Raw genomic sequence first — 22795 nt, 5'->3', positions numbered from 1 at the left:
GAGAGAGAACGCTATGCCCACTACCAACAAGCACAACGCATACTGCTCCACTCTGTAATCAGAGCAGAACCATACATTGAAAAATGAATTTTAAATTCTGATAGATCGGATCAGAATAAACTTTTTTACAGAGGAATAATTGGAAACAAATCCTTGAATACGGGCTTTTAATTTTTTATAATTAAATAGTCCGAAGAAATACACCAAACCGAAAACGCCCACAAAAAGAATAGCATCCTGAACACTATCCGACCATTGAAAATCTTCTTCTGTAAGCTCTAAAGAGGAATTATCAACACCATCCGGCATTTGCTGGATCGATAATTTATCGTAGGTCTGATTTAAACGATTGACTTTTTTAGGTAAATGATGAGAAACAGGTAGATGGTTATGTAATGTTTTGACATTGATTTTACTTTCCACTATGAAAAGCAGAAATAGACTCGTCAAAAAATACACAATATAGTTTCTCATTTTGAAGTGGCAAAGGTAAGCTTAGATTTGAATATTTTTATACAGATTAACAAAATTTAACTCACTCACAAATATCAATCATCAGAATTGATTTATTTTCTTTCGATTCCCGGCATCCAGATACCTGGGATTACAACAGGTTTTTTCATCATTTCTAATGGGAAATACAGTGTAGATTGCCAATACAAATAATTCCGTAAAACAGAAACAATCGTTAAAAAAAATAAAAATAACCATTTCCGAAACAAAGATGCATTCCATACTATTGATATGAATATTTAATTAATTTATTAAAAATTAACAAATACACCGTAAATATTTTGTAATTTTACAGTTCACAAACAAGTAACCAATGAAACACCTAATCACAAATACTTATGAAAAAAATAGTTCACATTATTATCCTTGTTCTCGCTGTAGTTTCCGTAGCAGCATGTAAAAGCTCAGCCAAAGAAGAACCCGAAGTTATCGCCTCTCAACCTGTAGAAACAGATGATATTACCAAAGAAGTTTTTACAGACAATTATGGAGATAAAATAGAAGTCGCAATCAATAATACAGATAATACGGCTGTTATTCACCTTGATGGTAAATCTTACGAACTTAAAAAGAACAAAGATCTGCCAGATTATACTGCATCCAATCCAGAGTATCAGTATTCTAATATCAGAGGAAATATAACTTTTCTAAAAAGAAATGTTGACATGGTCTTGTTCCACCACAAACAGGAAAAGAAAGGGGCCACTGCCAGCAAAATGGCATCATATTAGTTTTGTCAAACTAAAAATTAGATGCTTTAATTAAAAACAATACCCATGAAAAAACTACACAACTATGTCTTAATACTTTCTGTACTTATCCTGGCGATATGCTGTACTGCAAAAACAGCCGATAAGAACAGTAATGATATTACCGGAAAAACTTGGAAACTGATTGAAATTAACGGTCAGCCTATACAGCTAAAAAACCCGAAAAATAATCCTTATTTCAAATTGAATATGACTGACATGCGGTACGAAGGAAACGCTGGATGTAATGGCCTGGGAGGTACTTTTGAAATCAAACAGGACATTATGCGTATCAAGTTCAATCAGGGGATTTCTACCATGATGGCTTGTGATGATCTGGAAATAGAGCAACGTTTTACCAAAGCTTTATTGGCAGCAGATAATTATTCTGTAAGTGGCAAAATCCTGAGTCTTAATAAAGCTAAAATGGCACCCTTGGCAAAATTTGTCTTACAAGAGTAAATAGAAATGTATACAGATAAGAAGGCACTTTCATGAGAAAGTGCCTTTTATTTTTTTTTATAAATCATATAACAGATTAAAAGTACCACATTCAGCACGACAGCAAATGCATTGGATAAAATAATGGGAAGTTCATCCTTCAGCAATCCATACCACACCCATAAAGACAAACCGGAAATAAGAACCAGAAGCATGATCCATGAAATATCTTCAACATTCTTTTCTTTAAGAACTTTTATCAGCTGAGGAACCATCGATACAGAAGTGAGCACACCTGCCACAATACCAAGAATATTTTCATTCATTTTTATAGAATTCACATATCCTGAATATACTAATTTTTTAATTAGGTAACGAAAAACATACACGTATTATGTAAACCTTTTAAGGGCAACTTCATCAGGTAAAGGAATTCCTTTCTCTATAAGCTGATACAAACTTCCGGAAAAATAACATCCGTTTAATATTCCCCTCGCCCCCAATCCGTTGAAAACATACATATTGGAATATTCACTATGACTCCCAATAATAGGTCTCCTATCCTTCACAGTTGGCCTGAAACCAAAATTAACTTCCTGTATCTTAAAATCGTAAGGATATACTTCAGATAACCCTCTTAACAGCTGGTCTACCGCAGAATCATCAATTTCGTGTTGCAATTGCTCACGATCGTATGTGCCACCATAAAAATAAAGTCCATTATCAATGGGAAATAAAAAATGTTTCTTCTTTATGATATCGACAGTTGAAATTTTTTCTGATAATTTGACCCTAATATGATGCCCTTTGTTTGGAATTACAGCAATGTCTGAAAAGTACGGGTTTTTCATTACCCCCATTCCTTCACAAAAAACAATATTCTTAAAACGAATTCCTTTATATTCGGATCCAGACACATCTAAACTATCATAATCAAACTTCTCATTGATAAGATTTCCTTTGTCCTCAAAATAATTGAAAAAATCGTTAAAAAAGTTACTGACATCCAATCTCGCAGATTGATTAACGATTCCCGTACTAAAAGGATTATTAATTCCTTCTAAACTTTGAAACTCCTTATTCAAAAAGTTTTGTAATTCTAAATGATCAGACTTCTTAACCCAAAGCTTTTGTTCATTCTCATCATGAAAAACCCGATGAATAGGCTTATCAATCAAATAGTTTCTCCCTGTATATGATTCAATTTCTAAAAGGGTTCTTTTCAGAGTATTTATTTGTTCCTGAGCTAACCAGAACGTTGTAAATTTCTTTAATACCACAGGATTAATGATTCCTGCAGAGACCTGTGAAGCACTTTTCTTTTTCTCGGAAAAAATAATAAATGATTTATTATTCTGTATTAACTGATGGGCAAAAAAAAGTCCGGCATATCCATCCCCTACAATAATATAGTCTACATTTTTCATAATAAAAAAACCTGAGTAAAAATACTCAGGTTTTGTATAAATATCAAGTGAAATATTAATAATTCCACATATCATTTTCCATGTCAAGAATCTGTGCTTTAATTCTGTCGCTTTCTTCTATCTGCTCATCAGCATTTCTAGGAATATAATCTTTGATTACACCATCTCCTAAACCACTTGAAGATTTATAGATAATTGAAGAGAATCTTCTAGCATTGATGATATCATCGAAAGAAAGATCAGCAGAAGAGTTTTTTCTATTATACACGAAGTTATTCGCTAATATCTCTCTTGCACTTGGGTAATAAATCCAAAACAGGTCAATAAGCTCATTAGCTCCGGCCAAAGGCTGTCCGTCTGGTCCTGTTCTACCTTGTACAGCAGGATCTGGTCCCATTGCTGCAATACCCAGTGGTCTGTATTTCATCTGACCATCTCTTCTATCGATAAACCACATACCCATAATTTTTAATACTTTAACTTTATCAGTCGTCGTTTTAAAAATATCGGTATACTCTTTTTTCTCCTGTTCTGTAAGCTGTCTTCCAGAGTTTAGGATATCAATAGCAGCGTCAGAAACTCTTACACTTTCCAATCTTTTCTGAATTCCTTCAGGAGATAATTTAGTTACAAAATTCTCATCATCATAAACTTCCTGGATTTTACCTGTTATTGCAGCATCCAGCAATAATTGATATAAAGATCTTGTTTGAGTAGCAAGAAGACCATCAGGATTATCATAGTATAATGGCTGATTAATCTTATCATTCATGTCAATAATCTCCCAAACAAACATACTTTTTAAGATATCTTTGTCCTCAACAAAACCGTATTCCAAAGGTTTTACCGTTTTATCAACAATAGTATCTCCAACTTTCTGCTTGTTTTCAGCTCTCATTTGTCTGAACTCTTCAGGAGAAGAAGCATTCAGAATAGTCTGGGAAAAAGCAACTCCCGAAACTACTACTAAAAAAGCGCTTATATATTTTTTCATAATATTATTTTAACTTATTAAAATTACTGAACATTGATTACAACAGGAGAAATATTCTTCAATGTTTGATTTCCTAATCCTGTAGCAGTCGCTTTAATATCAAAAACATACACTACATCACCAGCTCTTACATTTTTAACCAGTCCGGCAGCTTCTTCAAGACTATTACCTTTGATCAGCAATGCTGCTCTACCAGGTACCTTCACCATAAACTGATTAACAGTGAATGAAACAGGGAAATCGAAATCTGGTATTGCTGCCTGTACCATCTGATTTGGAATCGAAGTAGCAGGAATATTCAATACTGTCTGACCTCTCATCTGACCTTGAGGAGCCGGAACATTCTTAATTCTGTATTCAAATACCTGAGATACCGTTTTACCATAAGGATCAGTTCCAGATAATGTTAATTTCACAGTATTGCCCGTAGAAGGAATAATATTCCATTTTCCAGGACCATTACCTTTTACTACAGCACCTGGAGCAGATAATGATAATTTAGAATTGTCAGCACCCAGAATAGAACCGGATACCGGGTTTTCTAATCCTCTGTACAATACATTCATCTTATCCGGAGAAAGTAATAATCCTTTTTCAAGTTTTACTTCTCTTGGTCCTGCAATTACATTATATGTATGCGTCCAAGGGAAACTTTGAGGTTTACCGGAAGCATCTGTTAAGGTAATAGTACCGTTTAGTTTATGCTCTCCAATACCATTTCCTGAAATAGAAATTGTTCCTTTTCCATTTTCAACTTTATTTACTCCCGTAATGCTAATCTTATTGCTATTAGAATAAGTACCTAACATTACTTTTACTTCAGCCTGTTTTCCAGCCTGAATATCAACAGGTCCTGCAACAATTGGTTCATAGCTGCTGAATTTAATACTAGCATCTACTTTTTCTTGAAGTAATAAAGCCAATGCATCAGACTGTACGTTTCTCGCATCATTCTGTATAATTTCAAGGTTAGAAATTGCTGCAATTAAAGGCTGATGATAAAACTTATTCTGAAACCATGTTTTCTCGTTTGGAGATTTTCCTTTAGGGTATTCAGCAATTAGAGACTTGTTGGCTCTTTCAATCAAATCATTTAACTGATTGTTTTTTCCGAAAGTTGCTACAATATATTCTCTTACTTCATCAATTTTGGACTTCAATTCCAATGCTCCTTTAGAAGGGCTATTTTCATCTCCGTCAGCAAAAAAATAATGCGTAGTTGCTTCGTTATTATTAAGAGCTGCAAAATTCTCACTTACATCCACTTTGTCAGAGAATTCTGATTCAGTTTTTAATTTAGTTTTAATTGTTTCAGCACTTTCTACTAAGGCATTAATTTTAGCTTTTAAAACCTTATACTGTTCCCATGGAGTAGCATAAGTATCCGGCACTTGCTGTGCCTTTAATTCTAGAGTTTTTTCAAAAATTTTCTCATTCTTTCTTTCTGTTAAAGTTCTTGTTTCATTAAGAGCTTTAGTCGAATCATAATAAGATCTGATGATTTCCGCATCAATATTTAGGGCCATCATAGCGATGAACACCAAATACATTAGGTTGATCATCTTCTGACGTGGAGTCTGTTTTCCTTGTGCCATTCTTTTTCTTTGTTTGGATTAAAAATTAAATTTAGAAATGGTTTGGAAATTAAGACTTCATAGCAGTTAACATACCACCATAAACTCTGTTTAAATTATTTAAGTTTGATGTTAAACCTTGTAACTCCTGGTTGAATTTTTCTGAATGCTCAGCAGACTTCTGCATATCTGCCACATATTTATTGGCAAATTCAGATTGTCTTTTACCATTCTCCAATTGCATCGCATATAAAGCGTTCATGCTTTCCATGTGCTGAGCGGCAATGTTTAACTGATCATTATATTTGTGAGTAGAAGCAGAAACATCTACCGTCTGATTGATCTGATCCACTGAATTTGAAAATTTATCAATTCCTGTTCTTAATCTTTCAAACAATTGAACATCTAATTTAGCATCCTGTAACATTTTATCCAATTTTGTAGAAAGAGAGTTCTCTAATTCTGCAAATTGAGCAGCTGCATTATTTCTTGAAGAAACATTAGAATGTAAAGGGTTCGGGTTAGCATGTTTATCTAACAATTCAGGATAAACATTTTCCCAGGCATAAGACTCTTCTGATTTTGGAGGGTCGAAAGCGAAAATAATGAAGATGATTGCTTCAGTAATAAGTCCTACTGTAAGAGCAACGTTACCACTGATTGGTCCCAAGTTAATGTGAGTAATCTTAAGCCAAGCTCCAAGGATTACAATTGCAGCACCGAATGAATAAAAGAAATTCATCCAAGCATCTTTAGTCTTAAACATATAAGTTAGTTTTTTTTAATGATTAAAAATAAATTGTATTGAAAAATAATTATGTATCTGATTATCTGTTAACCCTTCTTGGCTTAACAGCAGCTTCAGGAATATCCTGTACAGTTCTGAATCCAATATAACTTCTTGCAGAATCTTTTCTTTCCCAATCTCTTGCACCAGTCATAAGCATTGCGCCTATATCTTTCCAAGAACCTCCTCTTACAGATTTCTTAGAATCTGATTTATCTTTAGTAGAAGGGTTTAGAGTTGAAGAAAATCCGTATGAAGAATTGTTGTAAGAAGATTCTGTCCATTCAGAAACGTTTCCAGCCATATCAAATAACCCAAATCCATTTTTCTTAAATTTCTTTACTGGAGCTGTATATGTATAAGTACCTTTTTTATCGTCTTCCATGTAATTACCACGCTTAGGCTTAAAGTTAGCCAGGTAGCATCCTCTGTCATCCATCAAATATGGACCTCCCCAAGGATAAGTAGCATTCTGCATACCTCCTCTTGCAGCATATTCCCATTCGATCTCTGTAGGTAAACGGAATTGTAATGGTCTCTGTTTTTTTCTTTTTAAGCTTTCATTGTAATCCGTTTTCAATTTAGATCTGAAATTACAATATGCTCTTGCCTGATCCCAGGTTACCCCAACAACAGGATAATCTTTATAAGCTTTATGCCAAAAATATTGTTCAAATAATGGCTCGTTATAGGCGAAGTGGAAATCTTTTACCCAAACAGTTGTGTCCGGATAGATTGCTATACTTTTGCTTTTAAGGTAGTTTACCCCTCTTTCATTGTCAGCAAGAGCAGCATCCATATCTCCCCACTGGTAATTATATTTTAATTTACTAACATCAAGGATTCTTTCATTACCAATTCTGGCAGAAGCTGGTAAATATAAAGACTCAAGAACTTCCGCATATTCTACATCAGGATATTTTGAAGTATTCCAATGCAATGGAATTTTCCAATCCAGTCTTTTACTTGCATCATATCCTCCATCTTCTCTTCCTCCTTGTCCTTCTAAATATTCCTGATACGGAGTTAGGTTTTCTTCTTTCTTAGCAAGGTATGCATAATCTCCGATGCTGGCACCTCTTCCTCCACCTTCACCACCTTCTCCGGCAGCTTCAGCAAGTAGAGTTCTGGCAATAGAGTCTCTTACGTAATTAATGAATACTCTGTATTCTGCATTAGTAGTTTCTGCTTCATCCATAAAGAATGAGGACACAGTTACTGTTTTCAGTGCTGATTTCTCAGGAGTATGAGTGATATCCTGATCAGCTAAACCTGCGATAAAAGATCCTGCAGGAATTGCAACCATACCGTATGGTCTTTCAGCAACAAATGATTTAGTTTTTTCTCTTGGTATCAACTCTCCTTTTGTTCCTGGCTTCCCTACAGAAGAGCTACCACCACCTGAACAAGATACCGACGCTACCGACGCAGACAATAATAAAAGAAATATCCTTTTCATGTTAATTTTTATAATTAAGCCGTAAATATATAATTTTTTTAAGAAACTTTTAAGATTTTTTTTGAAATAACGCGAGAAATCTAAATTTATTTTATTTCCTAGTATTTTTATTCTACAGTTACCGACTTAGCAAGGTTTCTGGGCTGATCTACATTGGCTCCTCTATATACTGCAATATAGTAAGCAAGCAGCTGTAAAGGCACAGATGCAACTATTGGAGAGAAGCATTCTGAAGTTTCAGGAATTTCGATAACGTAGTCTGCCATTTCGCTTACCTGCTGATCCCCTTTATTAACAACAGCAATCACCTTTCCTTTTCTTGCTTTAATTTCCTGAACATTACTTACGATCTTATCATAGTGTCCTTTTTTAGGCGCAATAATAACGATTGGCATATTCTCATCGATCAAAGCAATAGGTCCGTGCTTCATCTCCGCTGCAGGATACCCTTCTGCATGGATATAAGAGATTTCTTTCAATTTAAGAGCTCCCTCTAAAGCCGCTGGATAATTATAGCCTCTACCTAAATACAAGAAGTTATGAACCCCTACGAAATCTTTAGCAATACTCTGAGTCAATTCATGTGTTGAACTCAAAACTTCTTCAATTTTCTTAGGAATTGCATCAAGCTCTGAAATGAGACTCATGAATTCAGCATTTCCAAGGTTGCCATTATGCTTTCCTAGCTTGAATGCAATAAGTGTAAGGATCGTAAGCTGGGCAGTAAATGCTTTTGTAGAAGCTACTCCGATCTCTGGTCCTGCATGCGTATAAGAACCTGCATCCGTAATTCTTGCAATAGATGAATCCACTACATTACATATACCATATATAAACGCTCCTTTTTCTTTTGCCAGTTTTAAAGCCGCCATTGTATCGGCAGTTTCTCCCGATTGGGAAATCGCAATTACAACATCTTTATCTGTAATAATCGGGTTTCTGTATCTGAATTCTGATGCATATTCTACTTCAACAGGGATTCTTGCATATTCTTCTATAAGATATTCACCAATTAAACCTGCATGCCATGAAGTACCACAAGCTATGATGATAATTCTGTTGGCATTTTTGAATTTCTCAACATGATCCCAGATTCCTGCCATCTTGATGATTCCTTCATCCACAAGTAATCTACCTCTCATTGTATCGTGGATCGATTTCGGTTGCTCAAAAATCTCTTTAAGCATGAAGTGTTCATATCCACCTTTTTCGATCTGCTCAAGGCTTAATTTTAATTGCTGGATTTCCGGCTCTATTCTTGAGTTTTCATTGATTGTTCTGATATCCACTCCTCCTTCCAAAGAGATTGTAGCCATATGTCCTTCTTCAAGATAGATTGCTTCTTTTGTAAACTCTACAAAAGGTGAGGCATCAGATGCAATAAAATATTCTTTATCTCCAATACCAATTGCTAAAGGAGAACCTAATCTTCCAACTACCAAAACGCCAGGATAATCCTCGTGCATTACAGTAATAGCATAAGCTCCGTATACCTCATTAAGTGCATATCTTACCGCAGTTGGAAAATCTGTTGCTACATTTATATCCATAAAATACTGGATAAGATTCACTAAAACTTCAGTATCTGTTTCAGACTTGAAAGTAAATCCTTTATCAGCAAGCATTTTTTTAATGGTATCATAGTTTTCAATGATTCCATTATGAATGATTGCAATTTTATTATTATTAGATAAATGCGGGTGAGAGTTTCTATCACTTGGAACCCCATGAGTTGCCCAACGTGTGTGTCCCATCCCAATTTTCGCAGTACCTTTTAATTGAGCTGAAATATTAACAAGATCATCTACCTTTCCTTTTGTTTTTTCAACTTCAAATGAATTGTTTGCATTTTCCAAAACAATTCCCGCACTGTCGTATCCCCTGTATTCTAGTCTTCTAAGACCATTAATAACTACATCATAGGCATCCTGAAAGCCTGTATATCCAACTATTCCGCACATAATTTATTTTATTTGGTGTATGTTTAAATTTATTTTGTTCCGTAAGTAACGATTAACTGAACTCTTTTATCATTAGTAGAATCAGCAGAACCGACAAAAACAGCTCTATCTCTTGTGTATGATCTTGAAGTATATTTAGCCCCAGCAAGACCCGTGTTATCAGAATTAGACAAGAAACCTCCAATATCGATTCTATAATACTTATTAGTATTGTTTGATGCATAATCGCCTGGTTTTCCTTCTACTAAATCTTTTACTGATTTTGTAACAATAAAGTCGTAATGAGCAGGAGTGGGATTTTTATCTAAATCAAAGACCTTATATATTGAGTAATTTGGAGATCCCGCAAGAGTCAATACATCACTAGTAAATGCAGTAGTAGTTATATAAGGTGGTGTTATAGAGCTTTCTTTTCTATCCTTTTGCAAGAAAGTAAACAGACTTGGTTTTACATAACTATTATTCCATGTAGAAGCATCTGTATATATTCTGATTTTAGCACTAATAATGGCAGCCTTATTATTCTGATATAGAGTTTTTAATTTCTGGATTTCTGAATCCGGAATTTTCACCCCGATAGAAGGTCCTCCCATTCCTTGCGCATACAGCTTTTTATCACCATTCACACGATTTCCTACCATATTCAAATTAATGGCAGTCGCCAATGCAGAATTCGATCTGTCATATTGATATTGTCCAACATGTGTATTCCCTGCTCCTAAAGCAAATGAATAAGTTGCCTGAGGTCTGGTTACTGTTCCATTATCCGTTTTATCATATTTATAATACATGATCAACTCTATGTCATTAGGAGAAAACTGGAATAAATATCCGTCATTTTCCTGAACGGAAATCCTAAGTCCTTTAAAATGTCTGATAAAGTTGGAAGCATCAGCGAGTTCCGGCTTACCTTTCTTATCAATAATTTTTTCCTGGAATAAGGTTTTACCGTTATCCAATGGAATCCTGATCGCAGGTGTAGTTGTTGAAAACAAAGAACTGTTATCAGAATCTTTAGTAATAGTCACGGTGTTAATCGTCCCTTTAAACTCTTTTGTTCCAAGTACAGTTGAATTATAAGCAAAATTAGCATTTGATTTTACACTATCGGTCGCAGCTCCCAGGAAATCCGTAACTTCATTGACATCAATGTGGAACGTCTTTTTCGCTTTTCCGTATTTGTTAATAGGATATGTTTTCACCTCTTTTTTTGCAGCCACATTTCCATCCGGATACACATAATTTTCATCCGTTGTTGTTGTAAGTGAATCTGATGCATAGGTCGGTTTGATTACAAGAACCACTGAATCTACTTTTGCATTGGCCCCAAAATCAGGATTATAAGTAGATAATCTAAGCTGTGTAATGTAAGACGCCTTTTGCATTCCAAACTGGTCTTCTTTAAAAGCACCTAAAACTGCTGATCCTAATTGGGTAGCGTCACTTTTAATGGAATCATTATTAAGGATGTTAAAAGCAATAACATTGTAGGAAGTCTCCTTTCCCTGAGCTGCTCCATCTAAAAATAATTGTTCTCCCAAAGAATCCGGATCCGGCTCACAATTATAAAGTAACACACTGCCGAAAATTGCCAGAGAAAGTATGGCAAAAGTTCTTTTAATAGTACGAGTCATTAAATGTCTTTTTAATAAAGTTTGTTTATGGAATCTACATCAAGATACTCCGATTTGGTTGTAGATGTTTCATTGAATGCCTTATCCAGGTCTCCATCCAGGAATTCATCTCCTTTTACAACCCCGTCTACATAATTCATGCTTTCAATGACAAAACTTTGAAAGCTTGGCTTATCTAACGCTTTTAGTCCCGAAATATTATCGAATTCTAGTTTTTCTCCGATTTTATCGTTAAGAGGGGCGTCTTTTTCATTATATAATGAAAGAACAATCTTAGCGTCTTTAAAATACGTATCGGATTTGTAGTAAGTTTTAAGATAAATAGGAACAAAAGAAGCCATCCAACCATTCAAATGAATGATATCGGGAACCCAGTTCAGCTTTTTAATAGTCTCAATTACTCCTCTTGCAAAAAATATTGCTCTTTCGTCATTATCTTCAAAAGGGCTACCATCATCTTCATAGTAATATTGTTTTCTTTTGAAGTATTCTTCATTATCTATAAAATAGACCTGAAGTCTTTCCCCCGGAAGAGATGCCACTTTAATGATTAGAGGTTGGTCCAGGTCATTAATGATAATGTTCATTCCTGAGAGACGGATAACTTCATGGAGTTGGAATTTCCTTTCACTTATTTGTCCAAATCTTGGCATAAAAACTCTAACATCATTGCCTTCATTGTGCATTTTAAGCGCCATTTTGTTTACCACAGTAGCCATGTTTGTATCTTCCTGATATGGATACATTTCTGTAGTAATGTACAGTATTTTTTGATTCGGCATAAATTTCTATCTAATTTTTTGTAAAAATGCTTTAATGTGCAAAATTACAAAAAAACATCCAACATTATTTTAATTAACATTTTTTTACGAAAATTACCTTTTTCAAATTATCAAAAACGCAGTTTATTATCTGATATTTTAGTATTTTTGAATTGCTATTAAAATTAATTATGGAAGTCTTAAAAAATAAAAAAACACTTCAGGATTTCATTGAAAGACAGAAAGAAATGGGAAAAAGAATAGGATTTGCACCTACAATGGGAGCTCTTCACAATGGGCATCTTTCTCTTTATGAAGTAGCAAGGAATGAAAATGATCTTGTAATTTCTTCAATTTTTGTTAATCCTACTCAATTCAATAACCCTGATGATCTTGCAAAATATCCACGGGATGTGAACCGGGATATACTTATTTTAGAAAATTCCGGATTAGTTGACGCCGTTTATATTCCTGAAATTACAGATATCTACCCTGAAAAAGCTGAAAGTCATCATTATGATTTTGACGGCCTGGAAAATGAAATGGAAGGAAAATCCAGACCTGGCCATTTTGACGGTGTAGGAACGGTAGTAGAAGAGCTTTTCAGGCAAATACAACCTGACAATGCTTATTTTGGAGAAAAAGATTTCCAGCAACTTGCTATTATTAAAAAATTGGTTGAGAAAAAGCATCTTCCTATAAAAATTACAGGAGTTCCTATTTACAGGGCAGATAACGGTCTCGCTTTAAGTTCAAGAAACCAAAGACTGCATGAAGATCGTAGGGAAGTTTCAAAAATTATTTATGAAACATTAAAAAAGGTCAATGATTGGTTCAGAGTAATCACCGTTCCTGAAATTAAAGAAAGAGTTGTTGATATTTTCGATCATCAGCACGGTATGAAGCTTGAGTACTTTATGATCGCAGATGAAAACTCATTAAAAGAAACAGACTTCTTTTATAAAGATAAATCCTACAGAGCTTTTATAGTTGTTGTTGTAGACGGTGTAAGACTAATTGACAATATGCATCTGGATTAACACAATCTCCTGATAATTTCGCAATACAAAAATGTAAACTTTGATTCCTTAATCGAAGTTTTTTTTGTTCACCTGCTCATATACAAAAAATCAAAGGCCTCCTGAAGGAAGCCTTTGAACACCAAATCACAAAATATTAATATGAAAAAAATTTACTTTTCAGTAAACTTGTGACCCGGCTGGGATTCGAACCCAGGACCCATACATTAAAAGTGTATTGCTCTACCAGCTGAGCTACCGAGTCGGTCGTAATTCTAATTTACAAATTTTAAATCAATATGCAACTTAAAATTTACTTTTCTTTGCAGTGCCTGCGACTGGACTCGAACCAGCACATCCTTAGGAAACCACCCCCTCAAGATGGCGTGTCTACCAATTTCACCACGCAGGCAAAAAAATTACAAAATTTAGTAATATTTTTGCTAGTGACCCGGCTGGGATTCGAACCCAGGACCCATACATTAAAAGTGTATTGCTCTACCAGCTGAGCTACCGAGTCGGCCACTTATTTTAAACAACTTTCATTTAAGTAATGTCCCTTGTTTTAAGTGGTGCAAAGATATAACTTTTTTTAATTTCTCAAAACTTTTTCGCAAATTTGTTTAAAAATATTTCATGATAATTTCACTAGTCGGATACATGGGTTGTGGCAAATCACACATTTCCAAAATTTTAAGCGAAAAAATAAATTTTAAATTAATTGACCTCGATAAAGAGATTTCCAGACGAAATAAATTAACTATTCCGGAAATCTTCGAAAAAAAGGGTGAAATCTACTTTAGAAAGCTGGAAAGAGAAACTTTGGAAGAAATACTCGCTACCGAAGAAAATCTTATTTTAAGCCTCGGCGGTGGAACTCCTGTTTATTACAATAATATGGAGATCATTAATAACAACTCTAAGAGCATTTTTTTGAGAGCTTCCGTTAGTACTTTAGCAGAAAGGCTTTCAAAACAGAAAGAAAAAAGACCATTAATCGCTAATATTTCTGATGAAAACCTTCCTGAGTTTATTGCTAAGCATTTATTTGAAAGAAATCAATTCTATAGCAAGGCTATGATTAGTGTGACTACAGACTCCAGAGAACCTGAAGCCATCGTTGATGAAATTATCGAGAAACTCTATTTATGATTTCTCTTCAACCTCATTTTCCATTCCATCGTCTTCACTTTCACCAAAAAAGTCGTCCCAATCTGTAAAATCTGATGCAATATCATTTTCCACATATCCATCCATGTCTCGTCTGTCCTTTTTAGTAGGCCTGCCTTCTCCTCTGCTTCTGTAATAGTCCTGGGTCATTTTACGCATTTTAAGCAATTCGTATTGCTCTTTGTCTGTTACATCTTTGATATGAAGAGATACCAGTTTAGCTCCTATCCTACTTTTAGGGATCTGGATTACTTTAATCTTATAATCAATCTGATTTTTACGGATTTTTATTACATCACCTTCTTTTACCTCTTTTGAAGACTTTACAACAGTATCTCCAATGGAAACTCTGTTCTTCTTAATCTCCTCAGTTGCAACAGTTCTCGTTTTATAAAAACGAATGCTCCATAAAAATTTATCTATTCTCATAATTTTTTATACTTTTGCCGTTATATTATTTGTAAAGTAATTAAAGTTTTTGAAATGAAAAAAATATTTTTATATATCCTTGCAGGATCTCTTTGTTTTTCTGCTTGTAAAAAAGATGATGAGGCACAAACATTTGTTGAGCCCGATGATGTAGCAGTAAGAAATACCTATGATGATCAGGCTATCCAAAAGTTCCTGAACGACAACTATCTTGATACCCAAGGAAATATAAAAGCTTTCAGTGCTACTGATACCATTGATGACCATGAGAAGAAGCTAGCAGAATTAAATCCTGTAAAACTTCCTTCAGGAGTTGTGTACATCGTAAGAGCAGGTGCACAGCCTTCTCCGGCAAAAACAATAGGCGCTACCGATGTTCTTAGGATGATGGTAAGAGCAAATTATTATCTGGCGACCAATACAGACGGAACAGTAGCACTTGTAGCATCTTCAGTTTCCCCAAGCCTTGTCAATACAGTAAACGGAACTGGATCTCCCCTTTCGGATCCTATGTGGTATTATGTAAAGCAAGCAGTTATAAATGATAAAAACCTTCCTGCAGTAGCAAGAGAGAGAAAATACTATGAAATAGAAGGATTCCAGGAAGGGTTGAAGTTTTTCAAAGCAGCATCACCTGCTTTAACAGATGGGGCTCCTTATAACCTGCAGGGAGTAATTATTGTTCCTTCCAGAGCTGCTTTTGGAAGAGAGGCCCATTATAACTATACGGGATATTCTCTTCAAAACAGGACATTTGTATTTAATTTCCAGGTGTATGGAACATCAGATAGACCTGCAAATGAATAAGTAAAAGTAAAACATCAATAAAAAAAGCGCTTCAGAATAACTGAAGCGCTTTTTATTTATCTACATTCTTGTTTTCTGTCTTACATTTCCTAAAATATCCGGAAAATAAAGATCCGCAAGATGATCGAATTCATCTCCCCTCATAAACATGGATGCATCTACTTCTTCATAAGAACTACGTCCTGCTGCGGCAATCAACTCATTACACGTATGAAGGGTATTTTTATGAAAATGATATACTCTTTCACTTTTATCTGTAACATCCAGTCCCTTGATCAGCATCTTATCCTGCGTAGCAACACCTGTAGGACAATTATTGGTATTACATCTGAGCGCCTGTATACATCCCAGTGAGAACATAAATCCTCTGGCATTATTACACATGTCAGCTCCCATCGCCACCGCTCTTAAAATATCAAGACTTGTCAATACTTTACCACTGGCAATGACCCTTAGCTTTTTTCTAACATTATAATTGTTAAGTGTTTTATTTACAAAAATCAACGCCGGTTCCAAAGGCATTCCTACGCCATCTGAAAATTCCGGTGGTGCAGCACCCGTACCTCCTTCGGCTCCATCTATGGTAATAAAGTCCGGATATATTTTTAACACATTCATCTGAACACAGATGTCTTCAAATTCTTTTGTATCTCCTATACAAAGCTTAAACCCTACAGGCTTTCCTCCGGAAAGTTCTCTTAGTTGCTGTACAAATCTCAATAAACCTGCTGCATTGGAAAAAGCAGAGTGCGATGGTGGCGAAATCACGGTTACTCCAGGTGTTACGTGACGAATCTTTGCAATTTCGGGTGTATTTTTTACTCCCGGCAAAACTCCCCCATGTCCCGGCTTTGCCCCCTGAGATAATTTAATCTCAATCATTTTCACATTAGGCAATGTAGAATACTTTATAAAGAGATCCGGATTAAACTTTCCTTCTTCATCCCTGCATCCAAAATATCCTGTCCCTATTTGCCAGCATAAATCACCTCCTTCCAGGTGATGTGGGGAAATACCTCCTTCCCCTGTATTATGATAAAAATTACCTTTTTTCGCACCCCTGTTCAGTGAAATCTGTGCCCTGTCACTTAATGCTCCAAAACTCATCGCTGAAATATTAAATAACGACGCATGGTAAGGTTGCGTACACTGTTCCCCTCCTACCCATACTCTTGGTAATTCTTCGGATGGCGATTTAGCATATATAGAATGCTTAATCCCTTCATATTTTCTGTGATTAACCTCCAGTTGTGTTCCGAATGCCACGGTGTCGCTAAGGTTTTTTGCACGCCGGTAAACAGCTGAACGTTGATTTCTGGGAAAAGGCTTCCCATCTGTTTCCCTCTCAATAAAATATTGTTGCATTTCAGGAGAAATGCTTTCAAAAAAGTATCTGAAATATCCTAAAACAGGAAAGTTTCTTAAAATTGCATGCTTTGATTGTGTAACATTATAAACTCCAACAGCATAAATAATAGTAAGTAAAATAGGAATCCACCAATCCGCTTTTATCAAGAAAGCGATAGCCCAGGCTACAACTAAAATTATAGCACCCCAAAGCAAAAATTTATCTCTCATATCGTTTTTGAATTTTATCAAAGTTAAAAAAATACAGAATACTTTCCCGCATTCAGCTCCATTAAAAACGGTTCAAATTATTGTATTTTTTGTTTTTTTCAGTTTTCAATAGGAGCATGAAATTTATATCTTAAGACAAATCAGCAAAATCGTGCCGTCCAATGCACTTTCGAAATCTATAAGATACGAAATCCTCTTTGAATTTTGGTAATGACAATTTGCTTTCTATCCTCATCAATAATGATGAGAAGTCTGTAATAATATGAATAAGAAAGGAGATAAAAAGGCTATACCTTTTCTAAAAAGCTCTCAAAAGAATTAAGTACTGAAACCGTACCGTCAGCTTCTATTTTTTCAAGTTTTAAAAATTCAATCTGGTTAATCGATGCCTGGTCAAAATCTTTTTGGACTCTTACGTAGTTTTCAGTGAAACCATACATCTTGCCATCTTTATTTTCATGCTCCCAAAGGACCGGAAGTGTTTTTCCTAGCTGAGTTTGATAAAATGACATTTTTTTCTTTTCCGAAAGGATCCTCAACATTTTGTTGCGTTTTTTTCTTTCAGGGATGGGAACAACCCCTTCCATATCTGCTGCTTCGGTATTTTCTCTTTCAGAATAAGTGAAAACATGAAGATAACTGATGGGAAGATCATTAAGGAAGTTATAGGTTTCCATGAACTTTTCTTCAGTTTCTCCAGGGAATCCGACAATCACATCAACACCAATAGCCGCATGAGGCATGACTTCACGAATTTTATGCACCCTATCCCGGTAAAGCTTTGTTAAATAACGTCGCTTCATTTTTTTCAACAAATCATCGCATCCGGATTGTAAAGGAATATGAAAATGAGGAACAAAGCTTCTGCTTCTGGAAACCAGTTCAATGCTCTCATCTTTCAGAAGATTAGGTTCAATAGACGAAATACGTATTCTCTCGATCCCATCTACCTGATCAAGCTCAGAAATCAGGTCCAGAAAAGTATGCTCATGTCTTTTATTCCCGAATTCACCTTTTCCATAATCCCCAATATTCACTCCGGTAAGGACAATTTCTTTGATATCTTTTGCTGCAATTTCTTTAGCATTATTAAGAACACTATCGATCGTATCTGATCTTGAAATCCCTCTTGCTAAAGGAATGGTACAATAGGTACATTTATAATCGCAACCGTCCTGAACTTTCAAAAAGGCTCTTGTTCTGTCACCGATTGAATAGCTTCCTATAAAAAAGTCGGTTTCTTCAATCTCACAGGAATGAACAATTCCCTCACTTTCAGATTTTTCTAAATCGTCAAGATAACTCAGGATATTGAACTTTTCTTTGGCACCTAATACCAAATCAACTCCATTAATCTGTGAAATTTCTTCAGGCTTGAGCTGAGCATAGCAACCAACAATAACAACCAGTCCTTCTGGATTCGCTTTCATTGCTCTTTTTACATGAAGTTTACACTCACGATCTGCATTTTCAGTAACGGAACAGGTATTGATCACATAAACATCAGCCTTATCATCAAAACCTACCTTATCATATCCGGCATCTGTTAATTGACGAGCAATAGTAGATGTTTCCGCAAAATTTAATTTGCAGCCAAGGGTATGAAATGCGGCGGTTTTATGAAAATTTGACATTTTTATCAGTCCTGAATTTTATGAGTGCAAAGATAGTAATTTAAATAAAGACTCTAAATTGATTCGGTCTATTGTTTGTAATCGTCTCTGACTTCCGGGTTATTTTCAAAACAAACAGGTGAGGAATTACCTTTAAATTCAGTATTATTCCATTTATTTTTCATTTCCATGTTGAACTCCTGAGATTCATTTCTTGGAATCGAAAGCGTTTTCCAATCATCATTTTTTATCATTTTAGCAATATAAACGATCTGCCCGATATGATAGGGATAATGGGCCAGCTGACGAAAAACAGCATCTAAAACCGTATGCCCTTCTCCTCTAATATAAATCGTAGCATACAGGTTTTCATCAGTGATCTGATCTAATGCATTCAATAAACAACTCCAGCCTTTTTCCCAGAAATTGATAACCTCCTCCTTTGTTTTAAATGCATTGACAAATTCTTCATCGCGGTTTCTATATTCTTTTTCTCCATCTTCTGTTAAAAAATTCGTCCATCGGGAAATCATATTTCCTGCAACATGCTTTACAATTACTGCAATGGAATTGCTCTCGTTATTAAACTGCCAGAATAGCTGCTCTTCTGACAGTTGTTCAAAAGCCCTGTCTCCGAGAGATTTATAATAACTGAATCGTTTGATAAATAATTCTTTCATTCATTAAATTTAAAAATATTGAAAGAAAAAACCATCTTTTTAGGATGGTTTTTTTTATGATTATCAAATATTAATCCCTGTTTTTCACCAGTATCCAGCTTGAGAATTTAACCGGTGTATTTTTCTTATCATTTTCGTTCCAGGTTACCGAGTACCAATATGTCCCAGTAGGAACCTTTTTACTACCATTAGTAGTACCATCCCATTTATATCCATTTGTTTTGTCGGCCTGGTGAACCTTATTACCATATCTGTCGAAGATACTCAATATTAAATTTTGTTTGTGGGCCAGCGCTGAATAATCAATTACATCATTAATTCCATCATTATTCGGAGTAATTACATTGATCAGGTTCGGTACCACCACTGTAATATCAATTGGATCACAGTCATAAGAATCCTTTACATAGACCTGGCTATCTCCTCTCGGTACATTGCTAAATACATTAGAAGTCTGCCAGTTGATATTATCTAATGAATATTGATAAGGAGGTGTTCCTCCGTTAACCGTAACTGTAATAGTGTTGGTCGAAATATCAATATTGGATATTACCGGCTGCTCACTTGCATACACTTTTACCTCCTGAGTTGTGATACATTCTCCTGTTTTTAGTTTCACCCAATAAGTCCCTACGCTTACATTTGTGATCGCCTGGGTTGTAGCACCTGTACTCCAGAGGTATGAATCGAAGCCGGGACCGGCATCCAATGTGGTAGTATCCTCCATACAGATGGTTTTATCAGTAAGGACTGTCGATTTTACCGGTGGGAGCACAGCTAGAGTAACTTTTGCGACGGCAAAACAATTATTTGAATTGAATACTTTTATGTATACCACACCATTAGAAGCGATGTACGCAGACGGTGTTGCGATTTCATTTGTTCCATTCACCGCGTCAGTAAGTGAAGGATAATATTTCTTGGTTACGGGTGCCTGTGTAGTAACCGATGCGGCGGTAAGATTAAAAGACGCTGTAGAGGAGGCGCCTTCAATAAAACATGATCTCAAAATAGCATCATTTACAACCACCACAGGATAAAACTTAAGATAAATCATCCCTGTTCCAATACATCCCAGCTGGGAAATTATTTTTACATATACTGTTGCTTCAGCAGATACATATGCAGAAGGATTCAGAATTTCATTAGTACCTGCATTAAGATCGTTTAAAGACGGATAATATTTTTTAACTGCTGTAGGATCACCAAAAACAGCAGCAGTTGTAAGATCAAATGTTGCCGTACCCGCATTATTATTGTTGCAGGCAAATAAAGAAACGTTATTCCCTGTTATATTTCCCAGCTTAAATTTAAAGGCACCCACCTGCCTGCATGAATTGATTGGATTGTTGGGATTCGCAGGATCCTGATAATGTATACTGAAATAATAAGTTGTTGTTGTATTAACAGTAATGGGAGTTAAAATCGGGCTTGCACCGGAAAGGGCATCATTTTGTGAAGTATGGTATGTTATCTGGAAATTAGGGTTCGCATTAAGAATGCCTGCCGTCAAAGTACTGAAATCAAAAACAGCCGGACTATTACATATAATAACTTCACGTGGGTCAGCCGGATTAGCCGCAGGAACCCCCGGAGGGACAAATGGATATGGCTGTATTGCAGGGTCCGTGAAAGGAGATGCCAAAGCAGCAGTACCTCCCCAGGTCAAAGAAAACGGAGCCATTGTAGTACTGGCAGCACCCACCCAGTTATCTATATATAAATAATAAGTCTGACCTGGCAAAACATCTAAATATTTACAATAAGGAGTCAGTGATCCTCCGGGAGCGTCTACAATCGTACTTGTCATATTTAATCCTGTAGACGGACCTACACCAATCACAGTTGCAGCATTACAGCGTATAGGAGATCCTAAACTTCCGCAAGCTACATTAGGACCATAAATAGCCCAATCATAATCCGCATCCGGATCATTGGGCACCAAATCAAAAGTAAGCGTTCCGCCAGTGGCAATAGTAAGTTTATACCAAATTGAATTGTGCTCGCCTGTTATTAAGCACCCTCCTAAATTTTCATTTACAGCTCCAATTCCTGTGGGAGAATATGTAATGCTTGAATTTCCACAAACCGATAATGCAGATGAACAATCTGCCTGGGAAAAGAGGATTTGTGAGATCAATAAAAAAATAATAAGTAAATTTTTCCTCATGAATACATGCTTTTGTTAGAAATTAATCAATAATTAAATCAATACACAACACATATATCAAATATACTTATTATTTCATTAAAATTTATAAAATAGCAAAAATCATTAACAATACATATTAAAAATATGTAATTATTAAACAAAAACACATCTATTAAAGAATTATTTTATACTTGTCAAATTCCCACATAAATTCTCAAGATGGAAAATTTTGTGAAAAGGACTTTTGACTTCATTCAGATGTTCTTTATCCTGAATAAAGGTATATCGCGATGCAATAGAATTCATATCTGAAACGATCACAAGCCAGCATTCGTCTACTGAAGTGTCGTAATAAGGAAATTTTTCATTCTTTTTCTCAATCAGTTCAAGTATTTTATCCGAGCATAATTCATCAAATAAATTCATACTGTATTCATGTGTAATAAATACATTTCTACGATGAAAAGACTTCCTGATTTTTTTAACGCAGCCTACCGGTTTGTTTTTCTTTATGCTCTTACAGATGGCAAGAATACTTTCCTGCTGTTCCTCGGGATTATCAAACCTGAAATCCGAATGAAATTCTAAAAAATAAACACCACGATATTTCGTAGTGTCTTCTTGTTCTAATAATATTTCAGCCTGACGGAAAATCTTGTTAAGATTACTTTCTATCTTCTTCATTTCCAAATGATTGATCACCTCAGTGAGTTCTATCCCAATTTTTTTATCATTTAAATTAGCGATAAAGTCGGGACTTTCACAGGTAAGGTTTTCAAATTTAACATCAGGAAAATGATGCATAAAAGAATTTAACAGTAAAATTTCTGATTTTTTCTTATACTTTTCGCGGTCATGAAGCTGAGATTCGTCTATTTTACGATGATACTTTTCTATCGGCTTTTTTTTCAAATGTCGATTCAGGTAATATAAGCTTAGATTCTTGATTAAATCTTCATCGGAAAACACCTTTTTCATGACTGCCTTTTTATTAATGGTTAATAAAACATGGAACCTAAAGTTTCATCTGAGAAGTTTTTGATTATC

General features: G+C 35.2%; 21 protein-coding genes and 3 tRNA genes. 5 read left to right on the top strand and 19 right to left on the bottom strand.

Going from position 1 to position 22795, the window contains the following annotated elements; all coding sequences use genetic code 11:
- Positions 1–90 precede the first annotated feature (90 nt).
- Positions 91–474: a hypothetical protein gene (locus ACNFU2_RS18210; RefSeq protein ID WP_418122589.1), complete on the bottom strand. Its 384-nt coding sequence runs from the start codon at positions 472–474 to the stop codon at positions 91–93.
- A 377-nt stretch (positions 475–851) separates the two neighbouring features.
- Between ACNFU2_RS18210 and ACNFU2_RS18205 the strand changes: the two genes are divergently transcribed.
- Both ACNFU2_RS18205 and ACNFU2_RS18200 read left to right on the top strand, forming a co-directional pair.
- On the top strand, positions 852–1244 hold the full coding sequence (locus tag ACNFU2_RS18205; RefSeq protein ID WP_172283888.1) for a hypothetical protein: 393 nt from the start codon (positions 852–854) through the stop codon (positions 1242–1244).
- A 45-nt stretch (positions 1245–1289) separates the two neighbouring features.
- On the top strand, positions 1290–1724 hold the full coding sequence (locus ACNFU2_RS18200) for an META domain-containing protein (RefSeq protein ID WP_418122586.1): 435 nt from the start codon (positions 1290–1292) through the stop codon (positions 1722–1724).
- Positions 1725–1771: 47 nt separating this feature from the next.
- On the opposite strand, the gene ACNFU2_RS18195 is transcribed toward ACNFU2_RS18200, so the two are convergent.
- The 9 genes from ACNFU2_RS18195 to ACNFU2_RS18155 form a co-directional block, all read right to left on the bottom strand.
- Positions 1772–2029, bottom strand: a complete 258-nt coding sequence (locus ACNFU2_RS18195) for a SemiSWEET transporter (protein ID WP_172283885.1) — start codon at positions 2027–2029, stop codon at positions 1772–1774.
- Positions 2030–2095: 66 nt separating this feature from the next.
- Positions 2096–3130, bottom strand: a complete 1035-nt coding sequence (locus ACNFU2_RS18190) for an NAD(P)/FAD-dependent oxidoreductase (RefSeq protein ID WP_418122584.1) — start codon at positions 3128–3130, stop codon at positions 2096–2098.
- A gap of 55 nt (positions 3131–3185) precedes the next feature.
- Complete coding sequence (gene gldN / locus ACNFU2_RS18185; RefSeq protein ID WP_418122582.1) at positions 3186–4124, bottom strand: gliding motility protein GldN; 939 nt, start codon at positions 4122–4124, stop codon at positions 3186–3188.
- Between the two features lie 23 nt (positions 4125–4147).
- The gene (locus ACNFU2_RS18180) at positions 4148–5719 is read right to left on the bottom strand and encodes a GldM family protein (RefSeq protein WP_418122580.1); all 1572 of its coding nucleotides are present in this window, start codon (positions 5717–5719) and stop codon (positions 4148–4150) included.
- A gap of 49 nt (positions 5720–5768) precedes the next feature.
- The gene (gldL, locus tag ACNFU2_RS18175) at positions 5769–6464 is read right to left on the bottom strand and encodes a gliding motility protein GldL (RefSeq protein ID WP_172283877.1); all 696 of its coding nucleotides are present in this window, start codon (positions 6462–6464) and stop codon (positions 5769–5771) included.
- Between the two features lie 61 nt (positions 6465–6525).
- Positions 6526–7944, bottom strand: a complete 1419-nt coding sequence (gene gldK / locus ACNFU2_RS18170) for a gliding motility lipoprotein GldK (RefSeq protein WP_172283875.1) — start codon at positions 7942–7944, stop codon at positions 6526–6528.
- Positions 7945–8051: 107 nt separating this feature from the next.
- Positions 8052–9905 carry a glutamine--fructose-6-phosphate transaminase (isomerizing) gene (gene glmS, locus ACNFU2_RS18165; RefSeq protein WP_172283874.1) on the bottom strand — a complete coding sequence of 618 codons (1854 nt, stop codon included), beginning with the start codon at positions 9903–9905 and terminating at the stop codon, positions 8052–8054.
- Positions 9906–9934: 29 nt separating this feature from the next.
- Positions 9935–11539, bottom strand: coding sequence for a DUF4270 family protein (locus ACNFU2_RS18160; protein ID WP_273650777.1), 1605 nt, complete (start codon positions 11537–11539; stop codon positions 9935–9937).
- Positions 11540–11550: 11 nt separating this feature from the next.
- The gene (locus tag ACNFU2_RS18155) at positions 11551–12321 is read right to left on the bottom strand and encodes a glycogen/starch synthase (protein ID WP_172283870.1); all 771 of its coding nucleotides are present in this window, start codon (positions 12319–12321) and stop codon (positions 11551–11553) included.
- A 170-nt stretch (positions 12322–12491) separates the two neighbouring features.
- Here ACNFU2_RS18155 and panC point away from each other — a divergent pair, with 170 nt between their 5' ends.
- Positions 12492–13340 carry a pantoate--beta-alanine ligase gene (gene panC, locus ACNFU2_RS18150; protein ID WP_273650776.1) on the top strand — a complete coding sequence of 283 codons (849 nt, stop codon included), beginning with the start codon at positions 12492–12494 and terminating at the stop codon, positions 13338–13340.
- Between the two features lie 171 nt (positions 13341–13511).
- Here the strand turns inward: panC and ACNFU2_RS18145 are convergent.
- From ACNFU2_RS18145 to ACNFU2_RS18135, 3 genes are all read right to left on the bottom strand, one after another.
- Positions 13512–13584 (bottom strand) — tRNA-Lys (locus ACNFU2_RS18145).
- Between the two features lie 64 nt (positions 13585–13648).
- A tRNA-Leu gene (locus ACNFU2_RS18140) sits at positions 13649–13731 on the bottom strand.
- A 35-nt stretch (positions 13732–13766) separates the two neighbouring features.
- Positions 13767–13839, bottom strand: a tRNA-Lys gene (locus ACNFU2_RS18135).
- A 116-nt stretch (positions 13840–13955) separates the two neighbouring features.
- Between ACNFU2_RS18135 and ACNFU2_RS18130 the strand changes: the two genes are divergently transcribed.
- Complete coding sequence (locus ACNFU2_RS18130; protein ID WP_273650775.1) at positions 13956–14471, top strand: shikimate kinase; 516 nt, start codon at positions 13956–13958, stop codon at positions 14469–14471.
- On the opposite strand, the gene ACNFU2_RS18125 is transcribed toward ACNFU2_RS18130, so the two are convergent.
- Complete coding sequence (locus tag ACNFU2_RS18125; RefSeq protein ID WP_172283865.1) at positions 14466–14918, bottom strand: RNA-binding S4 domain-containing protein; 453 nt, start codon at positions 14916–14918, stop codon at positions 14466–14468. The two genes, ACNFU2_RS18130 and ACNFU2_RS18125, sit on opposite strands and share 6 nt — an antisense overlap.
- 54 nt (positions 14919–14972) lie before the next feature.
- On the opposite strand from ACNFU2_RS18125, the gene ACNFU2_RS18120 reads away from it, so the two are divergent.
- Entirely contained in the window at positions 14973–15725 is a 753-nt protein-coding gene (locus ACNFU2_RS18120) for a hypothetical protein (protein ID WP_273650774.1), read from the top strand.
- A gap of 60 nt (positions 15726–15785) precedes the next feature.
- Here ACNFU2_RS18120 and ACNFU2_RS18115 read toward each other — a convergent pair whose 3' ends face one another.
- The 5 genes from ACNFU2_RS18115 to ACNFU2_RS18095 form a co-directional block, all read right to left on the bottom strand.
- Entirely contained in the window at positions 15786–17303 is a 1518-nt protein-coding gene (locus tag ACNFU2_RS18115) for an FMN-binding glutamate synthase family protein (protein ID WP_172283861.1), read from the bottom strand.
- Positions 17304–17590: 287 nt separating this feature from the next.
- The gene (gene mtaB / locus ACNFU2_RS18110) at positions 17591–18937 is read right to left on the bottom strand and encodes a tRNA (N(6)-L-threonylcarbamoyladenosine(37)-C(2))-methylthiotransferase MtaB (protein ID WP_418122573.1); all 1347 of its coding nucleotides are present in this window, start codon (positions 18935–18937) and stop codon (positions 17591–17593) included.
- Between the two features lie 68 nt (positions 18938–19005).
- Positions 19006–19596 (bottom strand): DUF1572 domain-containing protein, encoded by a 591-nt coding sequence (locus ACNFU2_RS18105; protein WP_273650772.1) that lies wholly within the window; start codon positions 19594–19596, stop codon positions 19006–19008.
- A gap of 70 nt (positions 19597–19666) precedes the next feature.
- On the bottom strand, positions 19667–21766 hold the full coding sequence (locus tag ACNFU2_RS18100) for a gliding motility-associated C-terminal domain-containing protein (RefSeq protein ID WP_418122571.1): 2100 nt from the start codon (positions 21764–21766) through the stop codon (positions 19667–19669).
- Between the two features lie 162 nt (positions 21767–21928).
- A complete protein-coding gene (locus tag ACNFU2_RS18095; protein WP_273650770.1) occupies positions 21929–22726 on the bottom strand; it encodes a hypothetical protein in 798 nt (265 codons plus the stop codon).
- Between the last annotated feature and the right edge of the window lie 69 nt (positions 22727–22795).

The sequence above is a fragment of the Chryseobacterium sp. PTM-20240506 genome (assembly GCF_048296755.1).
Taxonomy (GTDB): Bacteria; Bacteroidota; Bacteroidia; order Flavobacteriales; family Weeksellaceae; genus Chryseobacterium; species Chryseobacterium proteolyticum.
This window is presented reverse-complemented; position numbering and strand designations above follow the sequence as displayed.

Coding starts and splice junctions, on each gene's coding strand:
- ACNFU2_RS18125 (WP_172283865.1), bottom strand. CDS start 14,918: ATGAGAATAGATAAATTTTTATGGAGCATTCGTTTTTATAAAACGAGA.
- ACNFU2_RS18130 (WP_273650775.1), top strand. CDS start 13,956: ATGATAATTTCACTAGTCGGATACATGGGTTGTGGCAAATCACACATT.
- gldL (WP_172283877.1), bottom strand. CDS start 6,464: ATGTTTAAGACTAAAGATGCTTGGATGAATTTCTTTTATTCATTCGGT.
- ACNFU2_RS18095 (WP_273650770.1), bottom strand. CDS start 22,726: ATGAAAAAGGTGTTTTCCGATGAAGATTTAATCAAGAATCTAAGCTTA.
- ACNFU2_RS18100 (WP_418122571.1), bottom strand. CDS start 21,766: ATGAGGAAAAATTTACTTATTATTTTTTTATTGATCTCACAAATCCTC.
- ACNFU2_RS18180 (WP_418122580.1), bottom strand. CDS start 5,719: ATGGCACAAGGAAAACAGACTCCACGTCAGAAGATGATCAACCTAATG.
- ACNFU2_RS18105 (WP_273650772.1), bottom strand. CDS start 19,596: ATGAAAGAATTATTTATCAAACGATTCAGTTATTATAAATCTCTCGGA.
- ACNFU2_RS18200 (WP_418122586.1), top strand. CDS start 1,290: ATGAAAAAACTACACAACTATGTCTTAATACTTTCTGTACTTATCCTG.
- ACNFU2_RS18195 (WP_172283885.1), bottom strand. CDS start 2,029: ATGAATGAAAATATTCTTGGTATTGTGGCAGGTGTGCTCACTTCTGTA.
- panC (WP_273650776.1), top strand. CDS start 12,492: ATGGAAGTCTTAAAAAATAAAAAAACACTTCAGGATTTCATTGAAAGA.
- glmS (WP_172283874.1), bottom strand. CDS start 9,905: ATGTGCGGAATAGTTGGATATACAGGCTTTCAGGATGCCTATGATGTA.
- ACNFU2_RS18120 (WP_273650774.1), top strand. CDS start 14,973: ATGAAAAAAATATTTTTATATATCCTTGCAGGATCTCTTTGTTTTTCT.
- gldN (WP_418122582.1), bottom strand. CDS start 4,124: ATGAAAAAATATATAAGCGCTTTTTTAGTAGTAGTTTCGGGAGTTGCT.
- ACNFU2_RS18210 (WP_418122589.1), bottom strand. CDS start 474: ATGAGAAACTATATTGTGTATTTTTTGACGAGTCTATTTCTGCTTTTC.
- ACNFU2_RS18190 (WP_418122584.1), bottom strand. CDS start 3,130: ATGAAAAATGTAGACTATATTATTGTAGGGGATGGATATGCCGGACTT.
- ACNFU2_RS18115 (WP_172283861.1), bottom strand. CDS start 17,303: ATGAGAGATAAATTTTTGCTTTGGGGTGCTATAATTTTAGTTGTAGCC.
- gldK (WP_172283875.1), bottom strand. CDS start 7,944: ATGAAAAGGATATTTCTTTTATTATTGTCTGCGTCGGTAGCGTCGGTA.
- ACNFU2_RS18155 (WP_172283870.1), bottom strand. CDS start 12,321: ATGCCGAATCAAAAAATACTGTACATTACTACAGAAATGTATCCATAT.
- ACNFU2_RS18205 (WP_172283888.1), top strand. CDS start 852: ATGAAAAAAATAGTTCACATTATTATCCTTGTTCTCGCTGTAGTTTCC.
- mtaB (WP_418122573.1), bottom strand. CDS start 18,937: ATGTCAAATTTTCATAAAACCGCCGCATTTCATACCCTTGGCTGCAAA.
- ACNFU2_RS18160 (WP_273650777.1), bottom strand. CDS start 11,539: ATGACTCGTACTATTAAAAGAACTTTTGCCATACTTTCTCTGGCAATT.